Source organism: Staphylococcus sp. Ze2, assembly GCF_048568365.1.
In the GTDB taxonomy this organism is placed as follows: Bacteria; Bacillota; Bacilli; order Staphylococcales; family Staphylococcaceae; genus Staphylococcus; species Staphylococcus xylosus.
Genome location: NZ_CP183486.1, coordinates 1,283,635 through 1,307,383, shown reverse-complemented (window position 1 = coordinate 1,307,383; position 23,749 = coordinate 1,283,635). Strand labels below are relative to the sequence as shown.

The window sequence follows — 23,749 nt, the reverse complement described above, 5'->3', positions numbered from 1 at the left end:
TTCAAGCGACTAAACTAATGCGTTCGATTAAATCACACTCAGTTTCGATATTTGCTCTTTCAACTGCTTGTTGTGATAGATCGGATTCGATTCGAGCGTAGTCTGCTTCCATTTCATTTAAGTCATTTTTTATTCTATCTATTTCGATATCCTCAATCTCTTGAGCACAATAAATGTAATCTTCATCTATCATATCAATATACTTATTTTCTAATGATAACGTTAAATTATCAATTAATTTTCCTAAATAAACTTTTCTATCGCGTAAGTAATTTATGTACATTTCAATACTTCTTAATTTGTTATCTAAATACTTTCTATATTCTACTAAACTAGTATAGAAAGTGTTTTTTGTCATTTTTTCTAAGTAAGTCTTAATATAATTCATAGAATCACCTCATGATTGATTAGCTTCTATTATAAAAAATATCCGGAACCTTTAATATAGGCTCCGGAACCATCTTATATTAGGACTTTAGACCGAAACACCATCTAATCTATTTTAGTAGTTAATACTGGTCCGTCTTTTGTCACAATGACAGTATGTTCAATTTGAGCCACAAAACTTTTATCTTTTGTTTCAAATGCCCATTCATTCTTTCCTTCAGTAACGTATGTTGCTTTTGTAGAAATAAATGGTTCTACTGCTATGACTGTACCTTCTTTTAGTAACGTTTTATCTTTTGGTTCGTAATAGTTCATCACGTGGTTTGGTGCTTCATGTAATGATTGTCCAACACCATGACCAGTTAAGTTTTTTATTACAGTAAGGTTGTTCTTACGTGCAGTTGCATGCACTGCTTTACCAATTTGGCTAAGTTTAGCACCTGGTTTAATTCTTGTCATCGCTGCTTCAAAAGCCTCTAATGCTACGTCACAAACTTTTTGTTTCAATGGGTTATCAGCTTCACCGACAACAAATGAAATACCTGTATCCGCATAGTAACCATTTTTCAAGGCTGATACATCAATATTCACCAAGTCACCTTCGTTTATTTTACGTTTACCCGGAATACCGTGAGCAACTTCTTCATTCACACTGATACATGTTTGACCTGGGAAGTTTTCATCATGAATTGGTGCTGAGATTGCACCATGTTCTTCAAATAATACTTTTGCTATATCATCTAACTCTTTAGTAGTTACACCTGGTTTAGTGGCAGCTTGCATTTTATCTCTTATTAAAGCACATATGTAACCAATATCTTTTAAAGCTGCTAATTCTTCTTCTGTTTTTACGATCATATTATCCCGTTCCTTTATATATATTATATTCTCTCTTATTATAGCAGAATTTTTTTGATATAATAAATTAGAAAATTTTAACATGTATAGTTTAACATTTTATGGAACGAATGACATGACTACTTTTAATATTTCATATTGTTTTAACTACTATACATACCATTAGGAGTTTTTCTATGAATGACATTTGGTATAAAAAGATTATTGGTGCACGAACAATCAAAACAGGATTAGCTACATTTTTAACAGCATTGTTATGCTTGGCATTAGACTTAAATCCTATTTTTGCAATTTTAACAGCAATTGTTACAATTGAACCAACTGCTAAAGCTTCTCTGAAAAAAGGCTATCGAAGACTACCAGCAACAATTATAGGCGCTTTATTTGCCGTAGTATTTACCTTTATCTTCGGTGACCAATCACCTTTTACTTATGCTTTTAGTGCAACATTTACAATTATTTTGTGTACAAAATTAAATTTACATGTAGGCACAACTGTTGCCACGCTTACTGCAATGGCTATGATTCCAGGCATCCACGATGCTTATTTCTTTAACTTCTTTTCTAGACTTTTAACAGCTATCATCGGTCTTGTAACTGCTGGCCTTGTAAACTTTATTATTTTACCTCCAAAGTATTATGATCAATTAGAATCCTCCATTAATACTTCAGAACGTAAAATGTATGCTCTTTTTGATTTGAGAATGCGTCAACTCCTACTTGGTAAATTCACTAAAAGCGCACCTTATCGTCAGTTAAATGCTTTAGTCGACATTAATCAGAAAGTAGAAACGTTATTAGCTTATCAAAAAGATGAACTCAGTTACCATAAGCATAATGACTCCGATTGGTTACGGTTAAAGTCATTAACTACCCGATCTCACACAAATAGGTTATTTATAACTCATTTATCAAATTTAGTCTACCTACCAAAAGATACTAATGTAACATTTACACATGAGGAAAAATTGGCCATCCTTTATATTGCACAGAGTATAAATAACATCTATGTTACTGGACATTTTGAACGCCAACCACGCCACGCTTCAATACTCAAGACATCAGTCAAAGGTTTAGATGAATTTGACGAAAATCAAATTAAGAGTCACATCATTTATGAAATACTATTAATTTATCGAATATTAGATCATCGTTTCGCTTAACAATATTATACTTAGCCAATTGTTAGATAATTGTATTTGCTAACTAATTAGATATAAAAAAAGAGTGGTACAGAAATTATTTTAGTCAAAAATAATTTCTGTACCACTCTTTTGCGTCAATTGTATATAATGCTATCGTATTAGCATAAACCCTTAATACGCTTTATTCAAAACATTTATTATAGTGCCTTTAAATTTAATTAATTACTTTTTTGTACACGTTCAACAATTACTCTTTTAGCAGCTTCTTCTTCTGTATTATCCACTTGTTTAGGCTCAAATTCTATACCTTTACGCTCACAAGCTTTCTCTAATAAATAATCTGTAATTTCATGATTTTTTGGTAAAATTGGACCATGCAAATATGTGCCTAATAGATTTTTATAATGTATACCTTCTGTCGCTTCATCATCGTTATTGCCATAACCATGTGTTACTTTACCTAAAGTACCATAAGGATGATATGTACGACCACCGTGATTTTCGAAACCAACAATCGTACCGAAAGTCTCGCTTTGTATGACGATGTCACCAGTAAGACGTTCTTTTTGTGATTCTGTATAAAAATCCAATATATTTAAGCCCGCAAGTTCTGTACCATCAGGAGTAATGTATTTACTACCTAAAAACTGATACCCTCCACAAATCGTTAGACCTGGCATGCCATCTTCTATTGCTTCTTTTAAAATATCTTTAATTTTACTTAACTCTTTTGTAGCAAGCGTTTGTTCTCTATCACTTCCACCGCCGATAAAGAATATATCACATCCATCTAACGTAACACCTTCTGTTTCATTAACATCTACAACATTCAATTTAATATTTCTTAATTTGGCACGTTGCTTTAATGCAATAATGTTACCTATATCACTATATAAATTTAATTTGTCTGGCATAAAATGATAAATCGTTAATTCATTCATTTCACTTTGACCTCCTCGAATGAGTGGTTTAATTGTTCTAACATTGGTGCAAGTGAAGTGTAATTTGGAATTGCCACGGTAAAACTTTCTTTATAATCCATTGTTTTAGCCGTTGCTTTGTATATATCTTTTTCCAAAATAATCGGCACGTTAACGCCAGCAAGTTTTAATCTTAATTGCAATTCCTCAGCACGTGTACCTGTAACAACAATTGCTTCAATTTGCTGTCTGGTTAACTTTTCAAAATCAGCATCATATATCCATGATGTATCCCTACCATCTGCTGCATTATCGTTTAAGCTCAACACATAAACTTTACTACCAGCCAATTGTTCTCCCACAGATAAACTTGCATTCATTCCAGCAGGATTTTTCGCAAGATTAATCATTGCCTCTTTACTATCTTTTTTAAAATACTGCATACGGCCATTGTCCGAAGTATAAGTTTCAAAACCTTGTCGTATACCTTCATCATTTATACCTAATTCTCTTAAAACTGTGTATGCTGCTATCGCATTATACGCGTTAAAATCACCAGCTATTTTCATATTAAATGTAGTTGTTCCAACATCTAAATTAATAAATGGTGTAAGTGTAAATTTAGATACTTCGTATTTAGCATCTTCACGTTTAAATCCACATTCGCAATGATAGTGCCCTATTTGGTTATATTGTACATAATCATAATGTAATAACTGACCACAGTTTGGACAATAACGGCTTTCATTCATTGTACTTTGCTCAAATTCATGAGCGTGTGCTTTCATCCCATAATAAACGACTGTATCACTAGCTATTTTTAATCTACTAACAAATGGGTCATCCGCATTTAACAGCAACTTAATTCCCTTATTATTAATTGCATTTGCTATATTATTAACCATAATATCGATTTCGCCAAAACGATCCATTTGATCTCGGAAGAAATTCGTAACAACCATCATTGTCGGTGTTACTTCATTAAGTACTCTTGGAATTGACCCTTCATCTATTTCAATAACTGCAATTTTTGTATCTTTTTTATTTTGTAAAATAAAAGCTGATGTTATACCTGCAGCCATATTTGCGCCTTCATTATTATGTATGATTTCAATATCATTAGCTCTTAAAGTATGACCGATTAAGTTCGAAGTCGTCGTTTTGCCATTTGTACCACTAATGAAGACTATCTCATCAACTTGAGAAGCTAATTTTCGTAATATATTTTTATCTATTCTTCTAGCAACTTGACCTGGCAAATCTGTACCTTTTTTACCGGCAGCTTTACTCGCTTGCCTAGCTATTTTTGCTAATCGGGTTGCAGTCCAATGTCTCATATACTTCCTCCTCTACTCTTCACTAGAATATTATAACATGATTATGTTGTATTCCAAACAATTCTAAATCTAAATTACCGTTACATTTTTACTATGATTATTGTGTATAATTTACTACTATGAATAGTTTTGATATACTTAAAAAAAAGCATTGGAGGCTTATTAATTATGTTAAATGAAGACTTATTAAATGCATTAAATGAACAAATGAACCATGAATTTTATGCCGCTCATGCATATATGGCTATGGCTGCTTTCTGTGATGACAATTCTTATGAAGGATTTGCTAACTTCTATATCCAACAAGCGAAAGAAGAACGTTTCCATGGTAAAAAAATATATGACTATATTAATGACCGTGGCGGCCACGCACTTTTTAGTTCTATCCCTGCACCAAAAACAGAATTCACAAGTATTTTAGAAACATTTAAAGATGGTTTAGCTCAAGAACAAGAAGTTACACGTAGATTCTATAATTTATCTGACTTAGCAACTAAAGATAAAGACTACGCAACAATTTCATTCTTAAATTGGTTCTTAGATGAACAAGTTGAAGAAGAAGCTATGTTTGAAACACACATCGATTACTTAAATCGTATTGGTGATGACAGTAATACGCTCTATCTTTATGAAAAAGAATTAGCTGCACGTTCGTTCGAAGAGGAAGCTTAAGTCTTATCGTACATTTAAATCACTTATAAGATATTTATGCTATTCTAATGCCATAGCATAAATATCTTATTTTTTTGTCTCCATGCTCGACTTTGGCAAATTATAAAGGAATCAACCTAGAAATCAATTTTTTGTCATATCCTTCTTATTACTATCCTTCCACAAATTAATATTCTTTAAACTGATTACAAAAGCCACCTTGAATAGTTTTGTTAGCTTGACTAGTTTCCCATATTTATATAAAGTCATTACATATTAATATTAAGAAAGGAAACCTGTAACATGAATTCAGATGCCTTTATTGCTCTAGATTTTGAAACTGCAAATGGGAAACGTACGAGTATTTGTTCAGTAGGGATGGTTAAAGTTGTTAACCATCAAATAACAGAAACATTTTACACCCTCATTAATCCTAATGATTTCTTTTCACAACAAAATATTGCAGTACATGGTATTCATCCCGAGGAAGTTGCAGACGCTCCTACTTTTAAAACTGTGTACCCGTACATGTTAAAATTTATAGATGATTTACCAGTAGTAGCTCATAATGCAGCTTTTGATATGACTGTTTTACATGAAAGTATTAGATCATTAGGAATTGAAACGCCATGCATGACTTATTTTTGTTCACTTCAATTATCTCGAAGAACAATTCAGCATCATCGTTATGGTTTGAACTATATGATGCAATATTATAACTTAGACTTTCATGGACATCACGATGCCCTTAACGATGCTAAAGCTTGTGCTATGATTACATTTAGACTTTTAAAACACTATGACAATTTATCAAGTATGCTTAAGGTATACGGTAAAGACCTTAGAGATAAAGACTAAACCTTATCAGTGACTATAAGTTGATGAAACTATATCAATTAAAATCTTTTAAATATAATCATAAATTGTCATATTTTCGAATGTCGCCTTTTCCAGGTTCCCTACAGTTACACCTATAAGTCTAATAGGTGTATTGGAATCTTTTAATTCGGTATATAAACTATATGCAACATTATAGATATCGGTTTCATTCCGTACAGGGTCACGTAAGCTACGTTGCTTTGATAATGTTTCAAATTTAAATGTCTTTATTTTAACAGTTACCGTTTTACCTGATTTATGCAATTTAGCTAACCGTTCTGCTGTCTTATTACTAAGCTCCCAAACTTTTTGTAATATTTCATCATCGTCGTTCATATCGGCAGCAAATGTTCGCTCTGTACCGACTGATTTTCTAATCCTCGTTGATTTAACTGGATTATTGTCTATCCCTCTTGCCTTATTATATAAACCGTGACCTCTTTTACCAAACAGCCTAATAAGCTCTCGCTCGCTTTGATTATATAAATCTTGCCCCGTATATATGTGATGCTCATGCATTTTTTCTTTAGAAGCTTTACCTACTCCCGGAAAATCACCAATATCTAACTCCATCAATATTTTGTGTACATTACGATAATCAATTACAGTTAAACCGTTTGGTTTGTTCATACCACTAGCTAACTTTGCTAGAAACTTATTATAAGAGACACCTGCAGATGATGTAAGTTGGGTCGCTTCAAAAATATCTCTCCGTATATATTGTGCAATTTGAGAAGCAGGTAAATCTGGTCTGACAAGATGGGTAATATCTAAGTAAGCCTCATCTAAAGAAAGTGGTTCAACGATGTCAGTATAACTTTTAAATATTTTCATGATCTGTTCTGATGCTTCCCTATAAGCCTCAAACCGAGGCGTCACGTAATAACCATTTGGGCAAAGTTTATGAGCCTGAGCGGTGGGCATTGCAGAGTGAACACCATATTTTCTTGCTTCATAAGACGCTGTAGAAACAACGCCTCTACCACTTGCTTTACCACCTACAATAACTGGTTTCCCTTTTAATTTTGGATTGTCTCTCATTTCAACTTGCGCAAAAAAACAGTCCATATCAATATGAATAATTCTTCTCTCTGACAATGTCCTCACCTCCTCTTTTTATTAAGTTTCAAACTTTACATTACTTATATCTTACAATTTACTATATTATAATTCTTCAAATTTGCTCATTAAAAAAGAGTTAGTTCTAGCTATTAAAATACATAACGAACGTATCGTCAATATGTATTTTAATAGTAGAATACTAACTCTCTAATTAAAAACAATTTATATTAAATATAAGCTATTTTGCTTCTATTTGTAAGTCTTGAAGTGAAGCTTTCGTGTAAAATATAATGCCATCTTCTGTGTCTTCAATCAATTGCACGTTTTTATTGAATGCACCTGATAGAAAGTACAAATCCAACACACAGTATCCTATGTGGAAACACGCTATAAATATAAATGATGAATATGCAAAGAAAGAAAATAGTATGAATATCGCAGTTGTAATAATGACAAATGGAGCCAACATGATGCTGATGTACTGCCATTTTTTAAAATAAACGTTCGGCATATGTGTTGTCATTAAACCTAATCGAATCTGATACGTAGGTTTATTACCTTTTGAAAACATTCGAAACATAATGTTGTGAATAAATTCATGTAAGAAGTATACAACTGCAAAACCTATTATGCCAAGCAACAAATTTAAAACAATGTTCTGTTCAATAATATGTGTCATAGAATAAGCTATTTTATAAGATACTAAAATGCTTATCATCACAATTGTAAATTGAAATAAGATAAAGCCTTCAAGCGCCTTTTTGCTCGAAAACAAATCAATTTTGAACATCAGTCACCCCTCCATGTCATTCGTTATTACCTAGAGTATACAACGATTACCTACACTAATAAAGGGCTTTTCAACAAAGTTAGTTGCTTGTAATTAAATTTTAACAAACTTACTCTATTTGCAATAATCTGCAATACTCAGTAAACAAATAATTAATTACTTTCACAATTACTATATATAATAAAACATTTTATTAACCTACTGATTTAAATCTAAAGTCTCTCAAATTGTGCAACAGTTTCAACGTGTGTTGTATGAGGAAACATATCTACAGGTGTTATTTGGGTTAATTTATAATGTTGTGCTAGTAATTGAGCATCGCGCTGCTGTGTCGATGGATTGCAGGAAATGTAGACGATCTTTTTGGGTTTTAATTCTAATAAAGTTTCCAAAAATGTTTCGTCACACCCTTTACGAGGTGGATCAACCATTACTACATCTGGTTTAATTCCTTCTGATTCCCATTTTAAGATAACATCTTCAGCCTTACCACAGACAAAAGTAGTATTTTCAAATTGGTTTATAGTCGCATTTAACTGCGCATCCTTTATTGCTTCAGGTACAACTTCAACCCCATAGACATGTTTCGCTTTTGGAGCCATGTATAATCCAATAGTACCAATACCACAATACGTATCAAGCACTACTTCTTCACCTTGTAGTTCAGCATATTCTATAGCACGTTGATATAACTTTTCAGTCTGTACGGAATTAATTTGATAAAACGATTGGTCATTTATTTTGAATGTAACATCAGATAATGTATCTTCAATCTCATCTTTTCCATATAAAGTATATGAATTATCTCCCATAATCACATTGGAATGTGTTGTATTTATATTTTGTTTAACACTGACAATTTCTGGAAAGTCAGCTACTAATCTCTCAGTTATAACATCACTTTGTTTAAATTTTTTACCATTTGTGACAAAGATTACCATTAATTCTCTTGAGTGGTGCCCAGTTCTAATAACCACATGACGCATTAATCCTTGCTTCTGATGTTCATTATAAACACTCACATTAAGTTCGTTAAACCATACTTTAACCTTATTTATTACATCTTGATGTAAACTATCTTGTATTAAACATTCATCCATATCGATTATGTCATGGCTGCGCTGACGGTAAAAGCCTGTTATTATTTCATGCTCATTATTTTTTCCTACTGGAATTTGTGATTTATTTCTGTAATACCAAGGGTTGTCCATTCCAATTGCATCGTGTATAACAACATCTTTAAACCCTGCTTTTCGTTGAAATAAATTCACCACTTGTTCTTTTTTCATATTTAATTGTGCTTGATAAGTCATATGCTGTAACTGGCAGCCACCACATTTATAATAATAGACACATGGTGGTTCTACACGTGACTCACTTTGTTCTTTAATAGTGATTAGTTTACCTATTGCAAAATTCTTTTTTACTTTAATCACTTTAAATTCAATTATTTCGTCTATTAATGCATTAGGAACAAAAACAGGATAACGATCAAATTTAACAACACCATGACCTTCATGCGTTAAATCTACAACTTTACCCTCTACGACTTCATTTTTTTGAATTGCGTTCATTATTTCACCCCACACTAAAAGAGGTTAGGAATATTTATAGACTGACCTAACCTCGTAGTTTATTCTGTATTTTATTGTTCTACTATTTCTTCGTTTTGTATATCACTTGGTGTAAACACTTCAATATGTTGTTTCAAATTTAAGAAATTACCTGGTAGTTTACCACCATATTCACCATCTACATTGAGTTGCATATCAGTAAATGAGGAAACACTTATAGATTTCGCTTTTTTATAATGTACCTTTGGGTGTTTCGTATGTTCACCTCTTGATGCTAAAGTCATTATATGGCCTAGTTCAGCAAGATTTGCCTTTTCAACGATAATCAAAGTAAAATAACCATCATCTAATTTCGCATCAGGCACTAATTTCTCAAAACCTGCCATTGAATTAGTCAAGCCGAGCAAAAACAAAAGTGCTTCGCCTTGAAATAATTCATCATCATATTCAATGCGGATATCTACTGCTTTCATTTGCGGTAACATTTCAAACCCTTTTATATAATATGCAAACGGTCCAACAATGGATTTTAATTTGCTCGGTGTTTCATACGATACTTGAGTTAATTGTCCTCCTGCCGCTAAATTAATAAAATAGCGACTATTCATTTTCCCTATATCTACACGCGTAATGTGACCTTCAATGATGACATCAATCGCACTCATTATATCAGTAGGTAAATGTAACGCACGACCAAAATCATTAACAGTGCCCATCGGAATGATACCTAAACTTGGTCTATTGGCCTTTTCTGCTATGCCATTGATAACTTCATTTAAAGTGCCATCGCCACCTGCGGCTATGAGTACATCGTAATTTTGATCTAAACAACGTGTTGCTTCCGTTGTAGCATCTCCGACTTTTTCAGTTGCATAAGCACTTGTTTCAAAACCTGCTTTTTCTAATTTAATTAAAACATCTGGTAAGGTACGTTTAAAAAGTTCTTTGCCAGATGTTGGGTTATAAATGATTCTAGCTCGTTTTCTCATAATTTATCCCTCAACTTCGTATACTCATTACCTATATTAAATGATTTACATAGATGATAAAAGCATTTTAGATTAAATTTTAAAAGAAAATATGTAACAACGTGCAAAAATCAAGAGCAACAAAGGAATTTAATTTTCTTTTTAAAATATTACTTCGCTCCCTTGTATATGATAACTAGGATTAAGAGATTTAGCTGAACTTCCGCTCATGCATAAGAAGAACTAACCAATAAATTAAGAAATGCTTCTTTAGCGAAGTGGGACGTTAGCTGTTGCAAATAAAATAATTAAGGCTGAGACAATTTAATTGTCCCAGCCCGCTAATACTAGTTATAGATTTAATACATATGATAACAATTTAGTACTTATAAATATCTATGTGTTAACTTATTATCTTTTATCTAGTTCTTGTTTCAATAATTGGTTGACTAATTGTGGATTAGCTTGGCCTTTTGAAGCTTTCATAATTTGTCCAACTAAGAAGCCCATCGCTTTACCTTTACCATTTTTATAGTCTTCAATTGATTGTTCGTTATTATCTAATGCTTCATTAACAAACTTAAGAAGTGTTGCCTCATCCGAGATTTGAACTAAGCCCTTATCTTCCATAATTTGCTTGGCATCCCCACCATTTTCGGCAAGTTCTGGGAATACTTTTTTAGCAATTTTACTACTCATTGTGCCGTCTTCGATTAATTTAATCATTCCAGCTAAGTTTTCGGGTGTAAGTTTAGTATCTAATAATTCAATTTGGTTTTTATTTAAATACTCGTTTACTCCGCCCATTAACCAGTTAGATGTTAATTTGACGTCAGCACCTTGTGCTACAGCACCTTCGAAGAAATCTGACATTTCTTTAGTAAGTGTAAGTACATGTGCATCATAAGCTGGTAAACCAAATTGCTTAACATATTTCTCTTTTCTTTCATCTGGTAGTTCTGGGATTGTTTGACGAACTCGTTCTTTCCACTCATCATCAACGTATAGAGGAACGATATCTGGTTCCGGGAAGTAACGATAGTCGTCAGAACCTTCTTTAACACGCATTAATAATGTTTTACCATTAGATTCATCAAATCTACGTGTTTCTTGAAGAATTTCCCCACCGTTTAACAATTCTTCTTCTTGGCGTTTTTCTTCATATTCTAGTCCTTTACGAACATAAGTGAATGAATTTAAGTTTTTAAGTTCTGCTTTTGTACCAAATTCTTCTTGACCATATGGGCGTAAAGAAATATTAGCATCACAACGTAGTGAGCCTTCTTCCATTTTACAATCAGAAACGCCTGTATATTGAATAATAGAACGTAATTTTTCTAAGTATGCATACGCTTCTTGTGGAGAACGAATGTCTGGTTCAGATACGATTTCAATTAATGGCGTACCTTGTCTATTTAAATCAACTAAAGAATAGCCATCTTTATGTGTTGATTTACCAGCATCTTCTTCCATGTGTAAACGTGTGATACCAATACGTTTTGTCTCTCCATCAACCTCGATATCAATATAACCATTTTCACCAATTGGTTGGTCAAACTGTGATATTTGATATGCTTTTGGATTATCTGGATAGAAATAGTTTTTACGGTCAAATTTTGATTCCGTAGCAATTTCCATATTTAATGCCATTGATGCTCTCATAGCCCAATCAACTGCACGTTTATTTACTACTGGCAAGACACCAGGATATGCAAGGTCAATTACATTTGTATTTGAGTTTGGTTTCGCTCCAAAATGCGCTGGTGATGATGAGAACATTTTAGAATCTGTTTTCAACTCAACATGGACTTCTAGCCCAATAACTGTTTCAAAATGCATGATTTCCACTCCTTATAATTTTTCGTATTCATTATGAAAATTGAATTGTGTTTCATATTGGTAAGCGACACGGTACAATGTTTTTTCGTCAAAAGGTTTACCGATAAATTGTAAGCCAATTGGTCGACCATTTGATTGTCCACACGGTACAGAGATACCTGGTAACCCTGCTAAGTTTACAGGCGTTGTTAGTAAATCGTTCGCATACATTGTAAGTGGATCATCAATTTCTTCACCTAAATTAAATGCAGTTGTTGGTGTAGTAGGACCTACTACAACATCATAATTTTCAAAAATACGATCAAAGTCATTCTTAATTAAAGTTCTAACTTTTTGTGATTTTTTGTAGAAGGCATCGTAATATCCTGAGCTTAACGCAAATGTACCTAAGAAGATACGACGTTTAACTTCTTCACCGAAACCTTCGCTTCTAGACATTTTATATAATTCTTCTAATGAATTAGCTTCAGGCGAATGATAGCCATATCTTATACCGTCAAAACGAGATAAGTTTGATGACGCTTCTGAAGAAGCTATGACATAGTAAGATGGAATACCATACTTCGTATTAGGTAATGAAACTTCTTCAACTGTTGCACCTAATGATTTTAGTGTTTCAACTGCTTCTTTAACTGAATCTTTAACTTCATCAGAAATACCTTCACCTAAATATTCACTTGGTAAAGCTACTTTAAGGCCTTTGATGTCTTTTCCTATATCAGCTGTATAATCAGCTTCTTCAACAGGAGCGCTTGTTGAATCATTTTCGTCAACGCCTGTAATTGCTTCTAGCACTAGTGCATTATCTTTAACCGTACGTGTCAATGGACCAATTTGATCTAATGATGATGCGAATGCAACAAGACCGAAACGAGACACACGTCCATATGTTGGTTTTAGACCTACGATACCACAATATGCAGCTGGTTGACGAATTGAGCCACCAGTATCTGAACCTAAACTAAATGGTACTAAGCCCGCTGCTACAGCTGCTGCTGAACCACCAGATGAGCCACCTGGAACGGCAGTATGATCGAATGGATTTACTGTCTTTTTGAAATAAGATGTTTCTGTTGAACCACCCATTGCAAATTCGTCCATATTCAATTTACCGATAAGTACCGCATTTTCATTATGTAACTTATTCATTACAGTTGATTCATAAATCGGTACAAATCCTTCTAACATTTTACTAGCACAAGTTGTTTCCACACCTTCAGTAATAATGTTATCTTTAATTCCCATTGGAATACCGAATAACTTACCTTCCATTTGGTCCTTAGCTTGTAACTCATCAAGCTCTTGTGCTTTCTTAATTGCATTTTCTTTATCTAACGCAAGAAATGATTTAATAGTTGGATCCGTTTCTTCAATTGCATCGTAAATGTCATTAACAATTTGTGATGGTTTTATTTCTTTATTTTTGATTAAGCTGATTAAATTCTCCACAGATTCATAACGGATCGTCATCTTAAGCGTCCTCCTCATTCATGATAGATGGTACTTTAAATTGTCCATCTTCCGTCTCTTTAGCATTTTTTAATGCAAGTTCTTGGGGAATGCCCTCGACTGCTTTATCTTCACGTAATACATTTTGTAAATCTAATACATGATATGTTGGTTCAATGTTACTTGTATCCGCTGTATCTATTTGGTTAGCAAAGTTTAAAATACTTTCTAAAGTGTTTTGCATTTCTGCAGTTTCATCTTCAGTAATTTGAAGTCTTGCTAAATTAGCGATGTGTTCAACTTCTTCTCGTGTAACTTTAGCCATTAAATAAAAGCCTCCTTTTTACTCATTCATTACAAAATTGTACCAAAATTCCAGCCAAAAATCTAAGTTTTTCAATAATATACACAAATTAAAGCGATTTAATTTCGCAAGTTGTACTATTTACTTTTTAAAGTTTAATCGATTCATTAACTTTATCTATAGATAACTCATTTTTAATTTGCATAATAAATCACTAAAATTTATAACGAGTGTATCATTACAACAACTATATGTAAGCGCTTAATTATATGTTGTGATAAGTAATATTTCTTTAAAAATAAAAATAGTACTACTCTATTTATAAATTTCATTGTATAATCATTCATGTAAAACAATTTAATAGATAAAGATAAAGGGAGATGATGAACCATGCTGATTTTGGGCACTTCGTTAGCTAATCAAGTTCAAGCGAGTTGGCAGACTTATATTATGATTGTAATATATTTCATTGTACTACTCGTTATTGGTTATTATGGATATAAACAGTCTACAAGTAATTTGAGTGAATTTATGCTTGGAGGCAGAAGTATTGGTCCTTATGTCACTGCTCTTTCAGCTGGGGCATCGGATATGAGTGGTTGGATGATTATGGGATTACCAGGCTCTGTGTATAGCACTGGTCTTTCAGCAATGTGGATTACAATTGGGCTCTCTTTAGGGGCATATGTGAACTACTTTGTCGTAGCTCCTAGGTTAAGAGTTTATACTGAGCTCGCAGGTGATGCAATTACATTACCAGATTTTTTCAAAAATAGACTGAATGATCAAAATAATTATATAAAAATTATTTCTGGTTTAATTATCGTAATTTTCTTCACGCTATATACACACTCTGGTTTTGTTTCAGGAGGTAAATTGTTCGAAAGTGCTTTTGGTTTGAACTATCATTGGGGACTTATTATTGTAGCGGCTATCGTTATATTCTATACCTTCTTTGGAGGTTACTTAGCCGTCTCTATTACAGACTTCTTCCAAGGTGTTATCATGTTAATCGCTATGGTCATGGTACCTATTGTTGCGCTCATAGAGCTCAGCGGTTTAGATACGTTTAGACAAGTAGCTGAAATGAAACCGACTAATATGAATTTATTTAAAGGTACAACCGTATTAGGTATAATTTCATTATTTGCTTGGGGGTTGGGCTATTTTGGTCAGCCACATATCATCGTTAGATTCATGTCTATTAAAACACATAAATTATTACCTAAAGCGAGACGACTTGGTATTAGTTGGATGGTTATAGGTTTGTTAGGCGCTGTAGCGGTCGGGCTTACTGGTATTGCATTTATTTCTGCACGCAATATTCAATTAGAAGACCCTGAAACTCTATTTATTGTCATGAGCCAGATTTTATTCCATCCGCTTGTAGGTGGTTTCTTATTAGCAGCGATATTGGCAGCAATTATGAGTACAATATCTTCTCAGTTACTTGTAACGTCTAGTTCATTAACTGAGGATTTTTATAAATTAATTCGTGGAGAAGATCAAGCCCGAGAACACGAAAAAGAATTCGTGATGGTTGGAAGATTGTCTGTATTGTTAGTAGCCATTGTTGCTATTTGGATTGCTTGGTCTCCAAATGACACCATCTTAAATTTAGTTGGGAATGCATGGGCAGGATTTGGCGCTGCTTTCAGTCCTTTAGTCATCTTCTCCCTATATTGGAAAGGCCTATCACATGCAGGAGCTTTATCTGGAATGATTACAGGTGCAGTAGTCGTTATTATTTGGATTACATGGGTAAAACCTCTAGCTAATATCAATGAGTTATTTGGTATGTATGAAATTATTCCTGGTTTCTTAGCAAGTGTGATTGTAACTTATCTCGTTAGTAAATATACTAAAAAACCGGGGGATTTTGTCGAAAAAGACCTCAACAGGGTCAAGCAAATTATTAAAGAATAAATATGTTCTAATCATTCATATTAATATAAAGACACCCTTCAAAATTGACTTATAGTGACAATTTTGAAGGGTGTCATTTTACATACATTTATTAATTATTATTTTTATAAATATGAACTTGAGGTTCTTTATCACCTTTTGCTTTACTAATTAAGGCTTTTGGATTATTACCATCTTTAATATGAATTTCATATTCATCAATATCATCAAAATATTTTTCTGCTTGTTCCGTTACATACTGCGTAATACCGATTGTTTCTGCTTTACCATAGTAATCAATTGGTACATCGACAGATAATTGTTTCGCTTCTTTTTTATCAAATTTAACCGTTCCGACTGCTTGAGTAAAGTTATTAAAATAAGTTTGTAAATCATCATTAAACTGTTTAAAATCATTATTTAAGTTTTCATCTAAATCAGCCGCTTCTTGTGAAGGTAATAAAACTGTTTTTTGATTAATATCTTTCCAATCATTGATGCGAGTTTTCCCTTCTTCGACAGTTGTACCTGCAATAAACTCTCCAGGTACAATAGAATTTTCACCAGTTTGTCTGTAGATTGCAAAATGGATTGGTATTTCTTTTAATTCTTTATGCTCACGAATTCTAGATAGAATTTCCCCTGCCATTTGCTTACCTTGCTTTTTAATTTCTTTATCATCTAAATCTTTACTATAAGTTTCGCCATCTTTTTCTTTTTGATAATAGTATGTACTATTCATTGCTAAACCTATTGTCATACCTTTGATTTTTTTACCTTTAGTATCACCACTACCATAAAAATCCTGTTCTAAAATGTTAGATAAATAGGCTGGTGAATTTTCAGCGATTTTTTCAGGATCTGTTTCACCATTGTGAGAAGGATTAAGTCCTAAATTTTCATTTGCTTTTTTCTCTTTACGCTCTTCTTCATCCATCTTATCTACTTCAGATTTCGTATACTTCGGACTTAAAAACGCATTAATTGTGGATTTATCTAGGTATTGACCGTCTTGATATAAATATTCGTCTGTTGGAAATACGCTTTTACTTAAATCTAGAAGCCCATTTTCAAAGTCTTCTCCGTTATAACTATTAGCCATATTATCTTGTAATAATCCTCGAGCCTGACTTTCTTTAAAAGGTAAAATTGTTCTGTAGTTATCACCTTGTACATTTTTATCTGTCGCGATTTCTTTTATAGAACCTGATTCTTGTTGCTGTGCGTTATCCTTCGACTTTTCTTTTGGTTTCTCTTCATTTTGACCACATGCTGATAATACAAAAATTGCTGAAATGATTAATATTATCGTTCTTTTCATGCATTATCTCCTCTATCCCTCAATTTCTTTTTGTTTCTGAACAAAATCTTCTTCAGACCAAACATCTGTACCAAATTTTTCTGCTTTAGTCAGCTTAGAACCAGCGTCCTCACCTGCAATAACTAAATCTGTACTTTTAGTAACACTATTAGTTACTTTTGCACCTTGTAACGCTAACCATTTTGATGCTTCATTTCGTGTCATTTGATACAACTTACCAGTTAGAACAATTGTTTTATCTTTAAATTCAGGATGCCCTTCAAGTTCACTTGTCTTAACACCTTTATAAGTCATATTAACATTTTTAACTTTTAATTTTTCAATAAGTGCGCGGATATCTTCATTTTCTAAATAAGTTACTACTGATTGGGCTAATTTATGCCCAATATCATGGATTGCTATCAAATCTTCTTCCGTAACATCGAACAACTTATCCATAGTACTATATTTTTCCGCTATAACTTGACTTGCTTTTACACCTAAATGTCTTATACCCAATCCAAATAATAATTGTTCAAGAGAATTAGACTTTGCTAACTCGATAGCTTTAAGCAGATTATCAATTTTCTTCTCACCCATGCGATCAAGTGGCTCTAAATCTTCTTTCGTAAGGTAGAAAATATCAGCTACATCTTTTATCAATTCATTTTCATATAATTGTTGAATAATTTTTGTACCTAGACCGTCAATGTTCATAGCTTGTCTAGAAACAAAATGTATTAAACCTTCCACTAACTGTGCTTGGCATTTCGGATTGATACAACGTAGTGCAACCTCACCTTCTATCCTTACTAACTCATGATCACAACTAGGACAATGTGTAGGCATATGATATTGCTCTGCGTTTTCAGGACGTCTATCTAACACACTTTTGATAACTTCTGGGATAATATCTCCAGCTTTTTTAATGACAACACTGTCACCAATTCTAATATCTTTCTCATGTATCAAATCTTCATTATGTAAAGAAGCGCGAGAAACAGTAGTTCCTGCAACTTTTACCGGCTCTAATATTGCAGTTGGTGTCACTACACCCGTTCTACCAATGCTTAACTCAATATCTAACAACTCTGTTATTACTTCTTCTGCAGGGAATTTATATGCAATAGCCCAACGCGGTGATTTTTGTGTAAATCCAAGTTCTTCTTGTTGTTCTAAAGCGTTCACTTTAATTACTATACCATCAATATCATATGGTAAGTCTTCCCGTTGCTCTGTCCATTTTTCAATATAAGCCAACACTTCGTCTATCGTTTTAACACGTTGGCGTGCTTGATTTGTTTTAAATCCTAATTGGTCTAACTCATCTAACGCTTCGCTTTGAGTATCTGCATTAAATTGTGTAAAATCATTCACACTATATAAGAAGACGCTTAATTTACGTTTAGCTGCAAGTTTAGAATCTAATTGTCTTAGTGAACCTGCAGCTGCGTTTCTTGGATTTGCAAAAGGTTGTTCATCATTTTCTGCTTTAGCTTCATTCAAATTAAAAAATGATTTTCTAGGCATATATGCTTCACCACGAACTTCAAATGTTCTAGGTTCATTAATTTTTAATGGAATAGCGTGAATGGTTTTTAAGTTTTCTGTTATATCTTCACCTGTAGTACCATCGCCACGTGTTAATCCTTGGACAAATCTTCCGTCTTCATATTTTAACGATACGGCTAAACCGTCTATCTTTAATTCACACATGTACTCTACGTCACCGATGTTGTCACGTATACGTTGATCAAACTTCCTCAAATCTTCTTCGTTAAATGCATTGCCTAAACTAAGCATAGGGGTATCATGTTGCACTTTCTCAAATGTTGATTGCGCACTACCACCTACTCTCACTGTAGGTGAATCCTCTGTTCGATATTCAGGATGAGTTGTTTCAATATCTATTAATTCGTGTAGCAACTTATCATACTCGCTATCAGGAACAGATGGATTATCTTGAACATAATATTCATAGCTATATCGATTTAATAATTCATGTAATTCATTTACCCGCGATTGCAAATCAGCCACTTGTTACTCCCCCTTCTTCTCAATTGGTGCAAACTGTGCTAATAAACGTTTCGGTCCTTCTGATTTAAAGATAATATCTAATTCTACTGAGCCATTTTTTTCCTTCACATTACTAACCATACCCTCACCCCATGATTTATGCATCACTTTATCACCAACATTCCAATTAGTTGTTGATTGAGTTTTTCTTGAACTAGTAGTCTTTTGACTATAAGATCTTTTAGCTGGTTGTTTTGTAGCTGATTGGAAACTATTCCCTTTACTTTGAGAACTAGACTTACGCTTAGATTCATTTTCTAATAAATCTTCAGGAATCTCTCTTAAAAATCGAGATGCCATATTAGACTGTGGTCTACCAAATAACATTCTAGATGTAGCGTGTGTTAAGTATAATGTTTCTTCTGCACGTGTAATAGCAACATAACAAATACGTCTTTCTTCTTGCATTTCATGCTCATCATCGCTTTTAATCGCTCTAATATGTGGAAATAGTGATTCTTCCATACCCATTATAAAAACAATTGGGAATTCTAAACCTTTAGCAGAGTGCATTGTCATCAACGTTATACCGTCTTCAATTTGCGCTTCATCTATATCAGCAACTAATGACAGGTCAGTAAGGAAGTTTATCAAGGATTGTTCTTCTAAAGGAGTATTTTCTTCATAATCTTTTGGTACAGACATAAACTCATCAATATTTTCTAATCTACTTCTAGATTCTAATGTTTGCTCACGTTCTAGCATTTCACGATAACCTGATTTTTCTAATACTTCATTTACAATCTCTGTAATTTCTAAAAACTCTTGTTGTTTGATGATGTTTTGCATCATATCGTAAAAAGTAATACATTCTTGTGTTACTTTTTTTGATAAACCAATAAAATCAACTTCTGCTAACGCATCAAACATGCTCAAATCATTTTGAACGGCATAAGCTTGAATTTTATCTACTGAAGATGGACCAATACCACGTTTTGGAATATTGATAACACGACGTAAACTAATATCATCATTACTGTTTGCAATTATTCTTAAATAACTTAATAAATCTTTAATTTCTTTTCTATCGTAGAACTTTTGCCCTCCAACCATAGTATAAGGAATATTAGATTTCATAAAAGTTTCTTCCAGTACACGTGATTGTGCATTGGTACGATATAAAATTGCCATATCTTGATATTTCTTACCATTTCGTTGATGTTTCATGATTTCACGTACGACATATTCTGCTTCATCGCGTTCAGTTGTTGCTTCATAGTAATGGATTTTATCGCCATCTGTATTGCCTGTCCATAATCCCTTAGGTTTACGCTCTGAATTATTTTTAATAACTTCATTTGCTGCATTTAATATGTTTTTAGTAGAACGATAATTTTGTTCTAAGAAAATTGTTTTTGCCTCAGGATAATCTTCTTCAAATGACAAGATGTTTTGGATATCTGCACCACGCCAACCGTAAATTGATTGGTCAGAATCCCCTACTACACATAAATTTTTGAATTTTGATGCTAATAATTTCACCAATGTGTATTGCGCCTTATTCGTATCTTGATATTCATCCACATGGATGTATTGGAATTTGTTTTGGTAATAATCTAATACTTCTGGAACACGCTCAAATAATCGGATTGTGACCATAATTAAATCATCAAAGTCTAGCGCTTCATTTCTTGAAAGTTGACGTTGGTAACCTTTGTATACAGTCGCAACCATTTGAGTATGGTAGTCATTCGCTTCTTTTTGCGCATCTTCAGGTGTCTTTAATTCATTTTTTAAATTGCTAATTGCACCTATAAACATTCTAGGTTCAAATTTCTTACTATCTATATTTTCATTTTTCAAAACATCTTTAATAACTGATTTTTGGTCAGTCGGATCAATAATCGTAAAGTTTCTCTCAATACCGATACGATCTGCGTCTCTTCTAAGAATTCTCACACACATTGAGTGGAATGTTGACATCCAAATAACTTCAGCTTGTTCACCAACTAAAGTTTGGACACGTGCTTTCATTTCCTTAGCTGCTTTATTTGTAAAAGTAATCGCTAAAACGTTATACGGAGACACTCCTTTTTCATCTAACAAATAAGCAATACGGTGTGTTAAGACACGCGTTTTACCTGAACCCGCGCCTGCCATTATAAGTAATGGGCCCTCTGTTGTACGTACTGCCTGGCTTTGTTCATCATTCATTTTATTAACTAATGCATTCATTTATGTGTCTCCTTTATCTTAACTGTTTTTAGTGCTTTATTTATATCTTCATAAATAATGTTGCCGACGATGATTGTATCAGCTACAGAAGCCATTGCCTCTGCTTCTTCATAATCACTAATACCACCACCATAAAATAATTGTGTATTAGATAATGAATCAGCTGCTGCTTCTACCATATCAACTTCTCCATAAACACCACTATATTCAATATACATAACCGGTAATTTATAAATATCATTAATCATTTGTGCATATGCTTCAATATCTTCTGTTGTTATTTGTGTGTTAGCTTGTGTTAATTTTGCCACTTTACAATCGGGATTTAGTACAACATAACCTTCGAATACTATTTCTTCAAAATCGATTAAATACCCATAATTTTTCAGTGCTTCTAAGAGCATACCATTATGAAACTTTACATCCATGCTATTTAACACTGTAGGTATAAAATATAAATCGAACCCTGGCACAATACTCTCTAAATTTGAAAATTCAAATACTAGCGGTACGGAATGAGTCTTAACTTTTTTCATTAAGTGTGAAACATTATCTTCGGTAACATGATCTGTACCACCTATCATAATAGCATCGGTCCCAGATTTACAAATCCGCTCTAAATCCTTGTCATTAATTGACTTTGCAGGATCTAATTTAAAAATATGTTTCCACTTTTTAATCTCATCCATAACATGTTACTCCTTCTTTTAGCATACATTAGATTATATCATTTTTATGCCTTGAGTTCTAAAAATGATGTAGAAAAAACCACTCCGAATTTTCGAAGTGATTTGTTTGTTTAATTTCATTTTTCATTTAAATGATAGTAACTTTCTAAATTAGTATCTTGTTCATCAATAATCTTGGCAAGCGGTTTACCAACATAACGAAGATGCCATGCCTCGTATGCATAACCTGTTTCATGTGATTGACCTTTTGGATACCTAATAATAAAGCCATAGTCTGACGCATTTTGCTCTATCCAGCGACCTTCTTTGGTTTTCTCAAAATCTTTATGAAAATCATCTAACGGTTTATTGGTACCAACATCAAATGCAAGACCTGTTTGATGTTCTGATTGCCCAGGTTTTGCAGTGTATTGATGCGCAACTTTTTTACCATCTTTTTCTTCAAAATCTTTCACTACTTCTTGTTGTTCTCTATAACTTCGATAACCACTAGTAAATTTTAAATCTAATTGGTCTGCTTCACCATTAGCCAATAATTTATTAAGATTTTGTTTCGCGACTTTATCTTCACCTGGCTGGTATTGTGCTGGGAGTTTATACTTTTTATTTACAATCACGTGACCATTCACACGTGTAACTCCTTGTGTTTTACTAATGATTGGCAATGCATTGGTAGGTTTTACAATACTCGATTTAGTGGGTGTGTATGGATTTGAAAATACTGCCAAACATATTCCAACTATAAGGGCTAACAGGAATAACATTATCAGGCTAAATAATATTATTAGCCCAAATAACAATTTTTTGAACATATCGTTACTTCCTTTCATTCAATTCCACAAGTCAGTTCATTGATTATTATATTTATTTCATTGTTACATATCAATTGCCTCACTTTCCTTTTATAAACATTTACATCAGGTTTCAAAATGTACTTACAGTTGAAAAGGACTGTTTTATAGTGCAAATAATATTTCTTATTAAAACAAAAAAGCTAACGACAAAGATGTAAAACATCTTATCGTTAGCTCAACTAAGCCTAATCTTTTATTTTTCTAATTTGCGAAATCGTTAATCGGCCGTTTCTATATTCATGCGCTCTAGAATCATCGTATAAGCATCATTACCCCATTGCAATGATCTTTTTACACGTGAAATAGTTGCAGTTGATGCACCAGACTCTTGTTCAATTGTTGCGTACGTATAGCCTTGTTTAATCATTTTCGCTACTTGTAACCGCTGTGACAATGACTGAATTTCATTAACAGTGCATAAATCATCAAAGAACTGATAACATTCTTCTCTATTTTCTAGTGTTAAAATAGCATCAAACAATTCATCTAATGCTTTCCCTTTTAATTTTTCTATTTGCATTTAAAACAACCCCTGTATTTTTCAATTTAATCTCAGTTTAACGTACTAATACATTAAAGTGTAACGA

Annotated in this window: 21 protein-coding genes; 4 read left to right on the top strand and 17 right to left on the bottom strand. The window is 33.0% G+C overall.

The window, feature by feature from the left end:
* Position 1: 1 nt before the first annotated feature.
* Positions 2–388, bottom strand: a complete 387-nt coding sequence (locus ACM591_RS05880; protein WP_326026239.1) for a hypothetical protein — start codon at positions 386–388, stop codon at positions 2–4.
* 104 nt (positions 389–492) lie between these two features.
* Positions 493–1,245 carry a type I methionyl aminopeptidase gene (gene map / locus ACM591_RS05875; RefSeq protein WP_029378977.1) on the bottom strand — a complete coding sequence of 251 codons (753 nt, stop codon included), beginning with the start codon at positions 1,243–1,245 and terminating at the stop codon, positions 493–495.
* A gap of 176 nt (positions 1,246–1,421) precedes the next feature.
* Between map and ACM591_RS05870 the strand changes: the two genes are divergently transcribed.
* On the top strand, positions 1,422–2,408 hold the full coding sequence (locus tag ACM591_RS05870; RefSeq protein WP_029378976.1) for an FUSC family protein: 987 nt from the start codon (positions 1,422–1,424) through the stop codon (positions 2,406–2,408).
* A gap of 200 nt (positions 2,409–2,608) precedes the next feature.
* Here ACM591_RS05870 and ACM591_RS05865 read toward each other — a convergent pair whose 3' ends face one another.
* Positions 2,609–3,331 (bottom strand): type 1 glutamine amidotransferase, encoded by a 723-nt coding sequence (locus ACM591_RS05865; RefSeq protein WP_029378975.1) that lies wholly within the window; start codon positions 3,329–3,331, stop codon positions 2,609–2,611.
* Positions 3,328–4,647, bottom strand: a complete 1,320-nt coding sequence (locus ACM591_RS05860) for a Mur ligase family protein (RefSeq protein ID WP_042362405.1) — start codon at positions 4,645–4,647, stop codon at positions 3,328–3,330. Before ACM591_RS05860 ends, ACM591_RS05865 begins: the two co-directional genes overlap by 4 nt.
* A 168-nt stretch (positions 4,648–4,815) precedes the next feature.
* Here ACM591_RS05860 and ACM591_RS05855 point away from each other — a divergent pair, with 168 nt between their 5' ends.
* Both ACM591_RS05855 and ACM591_RS05850 read left to right on the top strand, forming a co-directional pair.
* Positions 4,816–5,319: a ferritin gene (locus ACM591_RS05855; protein ID WP_029378973.1), complete on the top strand. Its 504-nt coding sequence runs from the start codon at positions 4,816–4,818 to the stop codon at positions 5,317–5,319.
* 282 nt (positions 5,320–5,601) lie between these two features.
* The gene (locus tag ACM591_RS05850; protein ID WP_029378972.1) at positions 5,602–6,156 is read left to right on the top strand and encodes a 3'-5' exonuclease; all 555 of its coding nucleotides are present in this window, start codon (positions 5,602–5,604) and stop codon (positions 6,154–6,156) included.
* Positions 6,157–6,204: 48 nt separating this feature from the next.
* Here the strand turns inward: ACM591_RS05850 and dinB are convergent, their stop codons facing one another.
* The 7 genes from dinB to gatC all read right to left on the bottom strand — a co-directional run bounded on the left by dinB (position 6,205) and on the right by gatC (position 14,184).
* The gene (gene dinB, locus ACM591_RS05845; protein WP_029378971.1) at positions 6,205–7,275 is read right to left on the bottom strand and encodes a DNA polymerase IV; all 1,071 of its coding nucleotides are present in this window, start codon (positions 7,273–7,275) and stop codon (positions 6,205–6,207) included.
* 202 nt (positions 7,276–7,477) lie between these two features.
* Positions 7,478–8,029: a DUF3267 domain-containing protein gene (locus ACM591_RS05840; RefSeq protein WP_029378970.1), complete on the bottom strand. Its 552-nt coding sequence runs from the start codon at positions 8,027–8,029 to the stop codon at positions 7,478–7,480.
* 212 nt (positions 8,030–8,241) lie between these two features.
* A complete protein-coding gene (gene rlmD, locus ACM591_RS05835) occupies positions 8,242–9,603 on the bottom strand; it encodes a 23S rRNA (uracil(1939)-C(5))-methyltransferase RlmD (protein ID WP_225489546.1) in 1,362 nt (453 codons plus the stop codon).
* 71 nt (positions 9,604–9,674) lie between these two features.
* The gene (locus ACM591_RS05830) at positions 9,675–10,592 is read right to left on the bottom strand and encodes a diacylglycerol kinase (protein WP_225489545.1); all 918 of its coding nucleotides are present in this window, start codon (positions 10,590–10,592) and stop codon (positions 9,675–9,677) included.
* A gap of 390 nt (positions 10,593–10,982) precedes the next feature.
* Positions 10,983–12,410 carry an Asp-tRNA(Asn)/Glu-tRNA(Gln) amidotransferase subunit GatB gene (gene gatB / locus ACM591_RS05825; RefSeq protein ID WP_029378967.1) on the bottom strand — a complete coding sequence of 476 codons (1,428 nt, stop codon included), beginning with the start codon at positions 12,408–12,410 and terminating at the stop codon, positions 10,983–10,985.
* 12 nt (positions 12,411–12,422) lie between these two features.
* Positions 12,423–13,880 (bottom strand): Asp-tRNA(Asn)/Glu-tRNA(Gln) amidotransferase subunit GatA, encoded by a 1,458-nt coding sequence (gene gatA, locus ACM591_RS05820; RefSeq protein ID WP_029378966.1) that lies wholly within the window; start codon positions 13,878–13,880, stop codon positions 12,423–12,425.
* A gap of 1 nt (position 13,881) precedes the next feature.
* A complete protein-coding gene (gene gatC / locus ACM591_RS05815) occupies positions 13,882–14,184 on the bottom strand; it encodes an Asp-tRNA(Asn)/Glu-tRNA(Gln) amidotransferase subunit GatC (protein ID WP_029378965.1) in 303 nt (100 codons plus the stop codon).
* Positions 14,185–14,553: 369 nt separating this feature from the next.
* Between gatC and putP the strand changes: the two genes are divergently transcribed.
* The gene (putP, locus tag ACM591_RS05810) at positions 14,554–16,089 is read left to right on the top strand and encodes a sodium/proline symporter PutP (RefSeq protein WP_326013360.1); all 1,536 of its coding nucleotides are present in this window, start codon (positions 14,554–14,556) and stop codon (positions 16,087–16,089) included.
* Positions 16,090–16,180: 91 nt separating this feature from the next.
* Here putP and ACM591_RS05805 read toward each other — a convergent pair whose 3' ends face one another.
* The 6 genes from ACM591_RS05805 to ACM591_RS05780 form a co-directional block, all read right to left on the bottom strand.
* Entirely contained in the window at positions 16,181–17,389 is a 1,209-nt protein-coding gene (locus tag ACM591_RS05805; protein WP_029378963.1) for a CamS family sex pheromone protein, read from the bottom strand.
* Positions 17,390–17,401: 12 nt separating this feature from the next.
* Entirely contained in the window at positions 17,402–19,405 is a 2,004-nt protein-coding gene (gene ligA, locus ACM591_RS05800) for an NAD-dependent DNA ligase LigA (RefSeq protein ID WP_038678849.1), read from the bottom strand.
* 3 nt (positions 19,406–19,408) lie between these two features.
* On the bottom strand, positions 19,409–21,619 hold the full coding sequence (gene pcrA / locus ACM591_RS05795) for a DNA helicase PcrA (RefSeq protein ID WP_069796820.1): 2,211 nt from the start codon (positions 21,617–21,619) through the stop codon (positions 19,409–19,411).
* Positions 21,616–22,308 carry a heptaprenylglyceryl phosphate synthase gene (locus tag ACM591_RS05790; RefSeq protein ID WP_135059321.1) on the bottom strand — a complete coding sequence of 231 codons (693 nt, stop codon included), beginning with the start codon at positions 22,306–22,308 and terminating at the stop codon, positions 21,616–21,618. The genes pcrA and ACM591_RS05790 overlap by 4 nt, the downstream gene beginning before the upstream one ends.
* A gap of 116 nt (positions 22,309–22,424) precedes the next feature.
* Complete coding sequence (locus ACM591_RS05785) at positions 22,425–23,036, bottom strand: M15 family metallopeptidase (RefSeq protein ID WP_225489542.1); 612 nt, start codon at positions 23,034–23,036, stop codon at positions 22,425–22,427.
* A gap of 343 nt (positions 23,037–23,379) precedes the next feature.
* Complete coding sequence (locus ACM591_RS05780) at positions 23,380–23,682, bottom strand: YerC/YecD family TrpR-related protein (RefSeq protein WP_017723471.1); 303 nt, start codon at positions 23,680–23,682, stop codon at positions 23,380–23,382.
* Positions 23,683–23,749 lie beyond the last annotated feature (67 nt).